Origin of the sequence: Desulfotignum phosphitoxidans DSM 13687 (assembly GCF_000350545.1) — a bacterium.
GTDB classification, from domain to species: domain Bacteria; phylum Desulfobacterota; class Desulfobacteria; order Desulfobacterales; family Desulfobacteraceae; genus Desulfotignum; species Desulfotignum phosphitoxidans.
Genome location: NZ_APJX01000022.1, coordinates 1 through 5,117, shown reverse-complemented (window position 1 = coordinate 5,117; position 5,117 = coordinate 1). Strand labels below are relative to the sequence as shown.

Sequence of the window (5,117 nt, the reverse complement as noted above, 5' to 3'; positions counted from 1 at the left end):
CCTGCCAGTATTGATGTCCTTGAGGCGTTGTATCCCATGGAAAGGCAAAAAGAGCCTCACCCAGAGATGACGCTTCACCTCCCAGCATATTATCCCTTTCAGCATTGTTGATGGCCTGCATCCGGTAAGGTTCCGGCAGCATCATGTACCATTGTCCATTGGTTTTTTTGTTTGTTCCTGCGTATTCATTTTGAATCCCTCAATAAAAATATGTTATGTCAGAGCAGTATTCTTAATGGAAAATGGGGGAATGTCAAGTGTGGCCTGAATCAGGCCGGGGTCAGGATTGGCTTGCGTGTGACCTTGGGTTATTGGCTTATTGGGGACGAAGTAGGCGGTGGTGGGGTCTTGCATAGTTGCGTTTGGCTGGTCGGGGGAGATGGGTTTTGGTATCGGGCAGAAGGCGGCCGTGTGTGGTCATATAAAACCGGTTTTAAAAATAACGTGATTATATTATGATACTGATATAGTGGTAAAAATTATCATAGCCGGAAGGGTTTGACCTATGGAAAATGTTATCGATTCAAAATTTACCGAAAATACAGAGGCCATTATCAGTCAATTTGGTTTCAAGGATTTGAAATCTTTCATAAAAAACCAAGCGCTGCTCATGCTTGTGGCCAAAATTGACAAGTATACAGCTGAAAAAAACGGTATGAAGCCAAGTATCATACGTCTTTTGCTGAATTTCAAAAAAAAATGGAACAAATGCACGGTATGGAAGATTTTGAAACAGAAGATGATTTTCTGGATTGGCAATTTGCAGTAGAAGCCATGGACAGGCTCTACAAGCAAAAACTGGAATTGGAAAATGCTTGATCTCATTGGCCTGATATTTCAACCTTTCCGCATCATAAACATCTAAGCAGCGGCGTTCATGAATCTTCAGAAACATCTTTCCCCGATGTGTTGGAAATGATTATCAAAAAGTTGTAAAGTGCGCGTGGGGTCAGTCTTGCGTTATTGTAGTTATTTTGAGTTTTAAGTTTTAAGTGTTAAGTTTTAAGTAGAAAAGGCCGGGGTCACCTGTGGCATTGTCGGTATTGGGGGGTAAAGTAGAATGAACATGCAGTCCATATCTTTTCCTGCATATCCTGACATCCTGCGGTGGGGGAGCCGGGGGATGCTGGCGGTTCTGCTTGGCGCCATGCCCTGGGCTGCGCTGTCGCAGGTGGCAAGCCCGCCTTCCCAGTGGGCCGGGTTGATGCACATGGGGGCCATGGCTGTGTTTGCAGTTCTTGCCTGCACAGGGTTTGTCTCTCTGCGGGGCCGGGTCGGGCCCGTGCTGTACAAACAGGTGCGGCTGGGGCAGAACGGCCGCAAATTTGACCTGTACAAGTTCCGGACCATGGTGCCGGATGCAGAGGCCCGCCTGGAGGCGCTGCAACATGCCAATGAATGCGACGGCCCGGCGTTCAAGATTAAAAATGATCCGCGCATCATTCCTTATATCGGCACGTTTTTGCGCAAAACCGGGCTGGATGAGCTGCCCCAGTTCATCAATGTACTCAAGGGAGAACTGAGCGTGGTGGGGCCGCGGCCGCCGCTGCCCTCAGAGGTCAAATGCTATGAGCGGTGGGAGCGCCGGCGCCTGTCCATGAAGCCGGGCATCACCTGTTTCTGGCAGATCCAGCCCAACCGCAATGACATCAGTTTCAAGGAATGGATGAAGCTGGACCTGAAATACATTGACAACTGGTCGTTGTGGGTGGATGCAAAGATCATTTTCCGGACGGTGTGGGTGATGATCTCCGGCTCCGGGAGGTAGAAAAAGGGGGAGTTTTAAGTTTTAAGTGTTAAGTTTTAAGTAGACGGGGTGGGGTGCGTATGGGTTGCAAATTTTTGTCGGTAAAGGTACCATGAATTTAAAACCCTGAGATGGAGGTTTCAATGGAAAATATCCCAAAATTGACAAGGCAGGAGTTGCTTGAACGGGTCGTTGTTGATCAGGATATTTGTTTCGGTAAACCATGTATTCGCGGCACTCGTATCTGGGTATCGCTTATCATGGACAATCTGGCGGCCGGTGTTTCTGAAGATGAGATCCTCTCCGCTTATCCGACGTTAGAAAAAAATGATATCCGTGCAGCGATCACATATGCCGCTGAGCTGGCACATGACCGGTACGCTGCTTTGCCGGTTTAAGGCGGATGATGCGAATTAAACTTGATGAATGTGTCGATGTTCGGTTGACAAGGCTGTTTGAAGATGCCGGCCATGACCTGGAAGTCTTGGTAAATGAGGTGATTTTCTTATTGCCGAAAGAAAGTCCGGCAGGTCATCTCTGGGTAGTCGCCAAAAGTCGCATTCGGATATGGCCGGCATAACTGGGATAGCCTTTCAAGCTGATGAAAAATCCTGCTTTTTTGATTGTTTGCGTGATGATCGCGGCTGCGCCGCTGTTCCGGGGATCGGTGCATGCCTGGGCACAGACCGTGATTCAGGCCATGGTGGCCCTGGGCGGGATTGTGCTGGTGCTCGAAGCGATGCGGTCAAAGGGGAGGCGGAAGCCGTCATCCCGGAGATCGTCGTTGAAAGGGTTCACCACCCGGGAACTGTTAGTTTATGTGGCGGCGCCCTGTGCAGCGTTAGGAGCCTGGTCCGCTGTGATGTCGCCCCATCCGGCCCTGGCGTTTCAGGGCCTTTTGATGCTGATGACCTATCTGGGATTTTTCTTTCTGGTGGCGGTATCCGTGCGCACCCGGGAGGAACAGCGGGCCTTGGTGTGGGTGATTGCGGGAACGGCCGGGTTTTTGTGTGTGGTGGGGCTGCTGGAGCTGTATGATGTGCTGGCGTTTGCCTGGTGGGATTATGCTGCGGAAACCGGAAACGCATACAAAGATTCCCTGACCGGGGCCTATGTCAACCGCAGCCACATGGCCGGATTCCTGGAGATGGCCATTCCCGTGATGCTCGTCATGTTCCTGATCCGGTCCAGACCCGTGGAATGGAAGATCGGTTTGATCTGTCTGGCGTTGTTTCTCGTTGTCTGCCAGGCCCTGACCCTGTCCCGGGGCGGGTGGGCCGGCACGGCCGGTGCCCTGGTTTTCATGGCTGTGGTGCTGCTGCTCAAAAAAGGGTTTGCCCACAAGCGGCTGGTGGGATATCTGCTGGCCGGCATCGTGGTGACAGCCGCGATTGTGATGGCCTCCACCCCCGTGGTACAACGCATCATGACCCTGACCCAGGGGGACATGGAAGACAATATCGCCCACCGGCTCAATCTCTGGGAAGGCACCCGGCACATGATCGCAGACAACCCGGCCGCCGGCACGGGCCCGGGAACCTTTGAAGTGGCGTATCCCCCATACCAGCAGCCCGGCTACACGGTCCTGGCCAGATATGCCCACAATGATTATCTCCAGTTCACGGCAGACACAGGCATCCTGGTCATCCCCCTGATGCTGTGGCTGCTCTATCTTTTCTTCAAGACCGGTTTTGCCAAATTCCAAAGCCGCAGCTGCCAGACCTCGGGCATCGCCTTAGGCTGCATGGCCGCTGCCATCGCCATCCTCATCCACAGCTACTCCGACGGCAACCTCCACATCCCCGCCAACGCCCTCCTTTTCACCTCCCTTTCCGCCCTTGTTCTAAAAAACTAGCGGGGTCAGGCCTGCGTTATTGTAGTTGTTGGGAGTTTTAAGTTTTAAGTGTTAAGTTTTAAGTAAAAAAAGCCGGGGTCAGGCCTGCTTTATTGTAGTTATTGACACGTCAGGTATTTAAATATGCAATCCATATCCTCTTTGACATATCCGGGAATTCTGCGAAGGGTCAGCCGGGGAATCCTGGTGCTGCTGCTGGTGTGCATGCCCTGGGCGACCCTGTCTCCGGCTGCCAGTCCGCCGTCCCAGTGGGCTGCCCTGATGCACATGGGTGCCATGGCCGTGTTTGCAATTCTTGCCTGTACGGGTTTCAATTCCCTGCGCGGCCGGGCCGGGGCAGTGCTGTTTGTGTTTATATTCAGCGCCCTGATGGAAGGGTTGCAGCATTTTTCGCCCCTTCGCACCGGGTCCTGGGAGGACGTGGCCATCAACGCCCTGGGCTGCCTGGCCGGGGTCCTGCTGTTTGCTGTCCTCGCCGGTGCCGTCCTCCGCACCACCCCCATCCCCAGATCCTTATCCCACCTCTCTCTCCTCCCAATCCCCAATACCTACCAACCAGAACCCCCTACCCAACACCAATCATCCAAAACACCCCATTGAATTTGCTATTTGTTAAAAACCGATTTATACAGAAAAAGGACTCGGGGCCTGCTTTATTGTGGTTATTGGGTGGGGTAAAGTATGGTCATCGGCATAGTCTGTGACCGCAATGGGTATATCTGATGCAGATTTTATCCAGATTTCGGGAAGTGCCAATTTTCAATCTTCAGGCTGAAAAAATGTGTAAAATCGCCGATATTCCGTGTTACCAGAACCAGACCATTCACCGCGGAGATTGCCGCAATCTGTCCATCAACAAATGAGGGGGTCAAGCCTTTTGATGATAACCTGGCACGTTCTTTTGCATGCCACTCTGCGGCTTTGTCATCATAAGGAAGAATAAGCATTGTGCGTTTGACGACGTCGTCAAGAAATGAAGCAATCATTTCACGTTTCCGGGACCGGGCAAGGCGCTGACAACCAAATTGAAGTTCATGCCAAACCGGCGCAGCAGTGACTATTTCGTGCTGGCATTTTTCAAGCATACGCATGACCGATTTGTCAGGAAATGTTTTCACTGCCTCTGAAAGTACGTTTGTATCTATGAGATATTTCATCATTTGAACTCGACTTCTCTTCCAGAGGACAGGTCTCGGAGCCCTGTGAAATCCCTGTCGGAAATCTCTATTTCTTCATCCTCAGCCATTCGCCGAAATTCCGAAACGGCATTCCAAAAACCCGTATATTTTCGGCTGAGCCGTTCATATTCTTGAATCGACAGCAATACTGCGACGGGTTTTCCTCGTCTGGTCAATTCGACAGACGGCCCCTTTTCGACAGAATGAACAATGGTGGGAAGTCTGTTTTTTGCTTCAGCGATAGAAAATTGCTTTTGCATTATGGTCATCATCTCCTTGCTATCTTATGTTGTTTAAACATTATAGACATCTTTATAGCCATAATCAAGAAATAAAA

Annotated in this window: 7 protein-coding genes; 5 read left to right on the top strand and 2 right to left on the bottom strand. The window is 51.0% G+C overall.

Translation table 11 applies throughout. From position 1 onward, the window contains the following. Positions 1–834 precede the first annotated feature (834 nt). The 5 genes from DPO_RS26815 to DPO_RS23225 all read left to right on the top strand — a co-directional run bounded on the left by DPO_RS26815 (position 835) and on the right by DPO_RS23225 (position 4,202). Positions 835–936 (top strand): hypothetical protein, encoded by a 102-nt coding sequence (locus DPO_RS26815; protein ID WP_407637424.1) that lies wholly within the window; start codon positions 835–837, stop codon positions 934–936. 130 nt (positions 937–1,066) lie between these two features. Next, positions 1,067–1,768 carry a sugar transferase gene (locus DPO_RS23240; RefSeq protein ID WP_236610038.1) on the top strand — a complete coding sequence of 234 codons (702 nt, stop codon included), beginning with the start codon at positions 1,067–1,069 and terminating at the stop codon, positions 1,766–1,768. Positions 1,769–1,890: 122 nt separating this feature from the next. Next, positions 1,891–2,145 carry a DUF433 domain-containing protein gene (locus DPO_RS23235; RefSeq protein ID WP_006968832.1) on the top strand — a complete coding sequence of 85 codons (255 nt, stop codon included), beginning with the start codon at positions 1,891–1,893 and terminating at the stop codon, positions 2,143–2,145. 203 nt (positions 2,146–2,348) lie between these two features. Next, positions 2,349–3,602, top strand: a complete 1,254-nt coding sequence (locus tag DPO_RS26350) for an O-antigen ligase family protein (RefSeq protein ID WP_006968831.1) — start codon at positions 2,349–2,351, stop codon at positions 3,600–3,602. 123 nt (positions 3,603–3,725) lie between these two features. Continuing rightward, the gene (locus DPO_RS23225; protein ID WP_006968830.1) at positions 3,726–4,202 is read left to right on the top strand and encodes a VanZ family protein; all 477 of its coding nucleotides are present in this window, start codon (positions 3,726–3,728) and stop codon (positions 4,200–4,202) included. A gap of 131 nt (positions 4,203–4,333) precedes the next feature. Here DPO_RS23225 and DPO_RS23220 read toward each other — a convergent pair whose 3' ends face one another. Continuing rightward, positions 4,334–4,762 carry a type II toxin-antitoxin system VapC family toxin gene (locus DPO_RS23220; protein ID WP_006968829.1) on the bottom strand — a complete coding sequence of 143 codons (429 nt, stop codon included), beginning with the start codon at positions 4,760–4,762 and terminating at the stop codon, positions 4,334–4,336. Beyond that, complete coding sequence (locus DPO_RS23215) at positions 4,759–5,040, bottom strand: type II toxin-antitoxin system Phd/YefM family antitoxin (protein ID WP_006968828.1); 282 nt, start codon at positions 5,038–5,040, stop codon at positions 4,759–4,761. The genes DPO_RS23220 and DPO_RS23215 overlap by 4 nt, the downstream gene beginning before the upstream one ends. Between the last annotated feature and the right edge of the window lie 77 nt (positions 5,041–5,117).

What these genes read in the sequence shown, in the direction of transcription:
- DPO_RS23240 (WP_236610038.1), top strand. Translation starts at nt 1,067, where the DNA reads ATGCAGTCCATATCTTTTCCTGCATATCCTGACATCCTGCGGTGGGGG.
- DPO_RS23235 (WP_006968832.1), top strand. Translation starts at nt 1,891, where the DNA reads ATGGAAAATATCCCAAAATTGACAAGGCAGGAGTTGCTTGAACGGGTC.
- DPO_RS26350 (WP_006968831.1), top strand. Translation starts at nt 2,349, where the DNA reads ATGAAAAATCCTGCTTTTTTGATTGTTTGCGTGATGATCGCGGCTGCG.
- DPO_RS23225 (WP_006968830.1), top strand. Translation starts at nt 3,726, where the DNA reads ATGCAATCCATATCCTCTTTGACATATCCGGGAATTCTGCGAAGGGTC.
- DPO_RS23220 (WP_006968829.1), bottom strand. Translation starts at nt 4,762, where the DNA reads ATGATGAAATATCTCATAGATACAAACGTACTTTCAGAGGCAGTGAAA.
- DPO_RS23215 (WP_006968828.1), bottom strand. Translation starts at nt 5,040, where the DNA reads ATGCAAAAGCAATTTTCTATCGCTGAAGCAAAAAACAGACTTCCCACC.